This window comes from Streptomyces sp. NRRL WC-3549 (assembly GCF_000721935.1).
Taxonomy (GTDB): domain Bacteria; phylum Actinomycetota; class Actinomycetes; order Streptomycetales; family Streptomycetaceae; genus Streptomyces.
Map to the genome: position 1 here is coordinate 66,431 of NZ_KL585399.1, position 2,977 is coordinate 69,407.

General features: G+C 76.3%; 2 protein-coding genes and 1 riboswitch. Of the genes, one reads left to right on the plus strand and one right to left on the minus strand.

Annotated elements, in window-relative coordinates:
- Nucleotides 1-59 precede the first annotated feature (59 nt).
- A riboswitch (FMN riboswitch) is annotated at nucleotides 60-190 on the minus strand.
- Between the two features lie 206 nt (nucleotides 191-396).
- Nucleotides 397-1,608: an ROK family transcriptional regulator gene (locus IH13_RS0115190; RefSeq protein ID WP_031084720.1), complete on the minus strand. Its 1,212-nt coding sequence runs from the start codon at nucleotides 1,606-1,608 to the stop codon at nucleotides 397-399.
- A 140-nt stretch (nucleotides 1,609-1,748) separates the two neighbouring features.
- Between IH13_RS0115190 and IH13_RS0115195 the strand changes: the two genes are divergently transcribed.
- A complete protein-coding gene (locus IH13_RS0115195) occupies nucleotides 1,749-2,975 on the plus strand; it encodes an MFS transporter (protein ID WP_031084721.1) in 1,227 nt (408 codons plus the stop codon).
- The last annotated feature ends 2 nt before the right edge of the window (nucleotides 2,976-2,977 follow it).

Here is a 2,977-nt window from a genome sequence, read left to right on the forward strand (position 1 = left end):
GTGCCGGGGAAACCCGAACAAGCCGGTCCGCCGAACGGCGGCGTACCTGCGACGGCCCGCCGCGCACTGCCTCCCATCCGGACTTTAACCGTCGGTCCAGGAATCTCACCTGGTCAACCGGCCGCTGGATGCGGACGGGTCGCGGACTGTAACCGCCGGTTCGGAATTGCACCGACCCCGGAGTGCGCTGCTGCTGGTACAGGGCCATTGTGCCACGGTCGGCTCCGGGCCGAACGGGTGGCCGTTATGGCGCGGCTCACAGCGGCGAGCCGCCGCCCTGCGGTGATCAGCCGGTACGGCCCCGGGCCCGCCGGCCCACCGGTCCGGCCCCCGTCTGTCTCCGCGCCACCCCCGAGGAACGCCCGCCCGGGCTCCCCCGCGCCCGGACGGCTGACGTCACAGGGCGCCCTCCGGGGCGAACAACGCGTCCTGGGCGGCCTCGCGGGCGGCGAGGACGGCACCGCGCAGGACCGCGCCGCCGCCCAGGGCCCCGGCCCTGACCTCGGTGGGCAACGGGGACAGCCGGGCCAGCCGCTCCTCGACCCGGGCGGCGAGGTCGTCGCCGCCCGCACGGCCGACCTCGCCGGCCAGCACCACACAGCCCGGGTCCAGCACGGCGACGACGGAGGCGGCGCCCAGCGCGACGCGGTCGGCCAGCTCCGACAGGAACGCCTCGCCACGGGGCCCCCCGTCGGCCAGTGCGGCGCGGACCGCGGAGGCGGCGCCCGGCTCCCGTTCCGCACCGGCCGGTCCGTGCGTCCCGGCACCCCGCGCCTCGATGCCGTGGGCCGCGGCCAGGCCGAGCACGGCGGCCGAGCCCGCCAGCGAGTGGAATCCGCCTTCGCAGTTGACGGCCGCGGGCACCCCCGCCGTGCCGGGCACCGGGAGGAAGCCGATCTCGCCCGCCCCTCCCGAGGCCCCGCGCCGCAGCGCGCCGTCCAGCATGAGGGCGGCACCGATGCCGTGGCCGAGCCAGAGCAGGGCGAAGGTGTCGCGGTCGAGGGCGGCCCCGGTGCGGTGCTCCGCCACGGCCGCCAGATTGGTCTCGTTCTCGACGACCACGCTCGCCGGCAGCCGCCGCTGGAGCTCCTTGACCAGGTCCCGGTGCCAGGCCGGAAGCCCCGCGGTGGGCCTCAGCTCCCCGGAGGCGGGGTCGATCAGGCCCGGGGCGCCGATGGCGACGCTGTGGAGCGGAGCGGTGCCGGCCGAGCGGGCGGCGCGCTCGACCGCCGCGACGGCCTGCTCGACGGCGGGGCGGGCCGGGGTGTCGCCCCGGATCGGCAGCGTGGCCTCCGCCAGCGTGACACCGAGCAGGTCCGCCACCACGACGGCGACGCTGTCGGTCCGTACGTCGAGGGCGGCCAGATGCGCCCGGTCGGCGACGATCCCGTAGAGCCGGGCGTTGGGTCCGCGCCGCTGCGAGCCGCTCTCACCGACCACCCGGACCAGCCCGGCGGCCTGGAGCCGGTCCACCAGATCGGCGACGGTGGGCCGGGAGAGTCCGGTCAGGGTCTTGAGCTGGCCGGCCGTCAGCGGGCCGTCCTGCTGGAGCAGCCGCAGGGCGAGGCGGTCGTTGATGGCCCGGGCGGTGCTCGGGGAAGCGGGCATGCCGGAATCCTTCCAGATCGCTGCCCGCCGCAGAGAGCGGGTTATTTATCAGGCAAGGTTCCTGATAGTTTACTGCGCGCACCGCACAGGGGCGCCGGAGCCCCCGGCGTACGCCACGCACCCAGGGGAGGGCACGGCGCATGACGACCGATTCCACGGCCACCGTCTTCGGCACGGACCAGATCAGGCGGGCGCGCTGTGCCGTCGCCGCGGTCTTCGCCGTGCACGGGGCGGTGACCGGCAGCTTCGCCACACGGGTCCCCTGGATCCAGGACCACGCCTCGGTCAGCGCCGGGCAGCTCGGTCTGGCGCTCGCCTTCCCGGCCATCGGTGCGTCGCTGGCCATGCCGCTGGCGAGCCGGGTCAGCCACCGCTTCGGCGCCCGGGCGGCGCTGCGGGGCCTGCTGGCGCTGTGGACGCTGGCGCTGATCCTGCCGTCCCTGGCCCCGGACCTGCTCACCCTGTGCGCCGCGCTCTTCGTGTACGGGGCGTCCGCCGGGATGTCCGACGTGGCGATGAACGCCCTCGGCGTGGAGGTGGAGAACCGCCTCGACAGGTCGATCATGTCCGGGCTGCACGGCATGTGGAGCGTGGGCGCCCTGGTCGGTTCGGCGGCCGGCACGGTGGCGGCGCACATGGGCGCCGACGCCCGGCTGCACCACACGATGGCCGCGCTGGTGCTCACGGCGCTCGGCCTGGCCGCCTGCCAGGGGGTACTGGACCTGCGCAGCGAACCGGACGAGGAGCCGCCGCCGCGCTTCACCCTGCCCCCGAAGTCCGCGCTGATCATCGGTGCCGTCGGGTTCTGCGCGGTGTTCGCGGAGGGCGCGAGCCTGGACTGGTCGGCGGTCTACCTGAAGGACACCCTGGGCGGCTCCGCCGGGGTCGCCGCGGCCTCGACGACCGCCTTCGCCCTGACCATGGCGGTGGCCCGGATCGCCGGCGACAGGGTCGTGGACCGCTTCGGCGCCGTGCTGACGGTCCGGGTCGGCGGAGTCCTCGCCACGCTCGGAGGGCTGCTGGTGGTCCTCGCGCCCGGTGTCCCGCTGGCCCTGTGCGGCTTCGCCCTGCTCGGACTGGGGGTCGCGGTGGTCGTCCCGCTGGCGTTCGCCGCGGCCGGGCGGGCCGGGGACAACCCGAGCCGGGCCATCGCGGGCGTCGCCACCATCACGTACGCCTCCGGGCTCGTCGCCCCCTCGGCGATCGGCACGCTGGCCGAGGCCACCTCCCTGCTGGTCTCCTTCGGCCTGGTGACGGTGCTGGCCTTCGGGCTGGTGCTGGGCGCCGGGGTGCTGCGCGCCGGCGACCGCACGGCGGCCGGGGGCGGGGCCCCCGCCGCGCCGGAGAAGGGCCGGGCCGGAAGCTGACC

Excerpts from the sequence above, each read along its gene's own strand:
- IH13_RS0115190 (WP_031084720.1), bottom strand. The coding sequence starts at position 1,608 with ATGCCCGCTTCCCCGAGCACCGCCCGGGCCATCAACGACCGCCTCGCC.
- IH13_RS0115195 (WP_031084721.1), top strand. The coding sequence starts at position 1,749 with ATGACGACCGATTCCACGGCCACCGTCTTCGGCACGGACCAGATCAGG.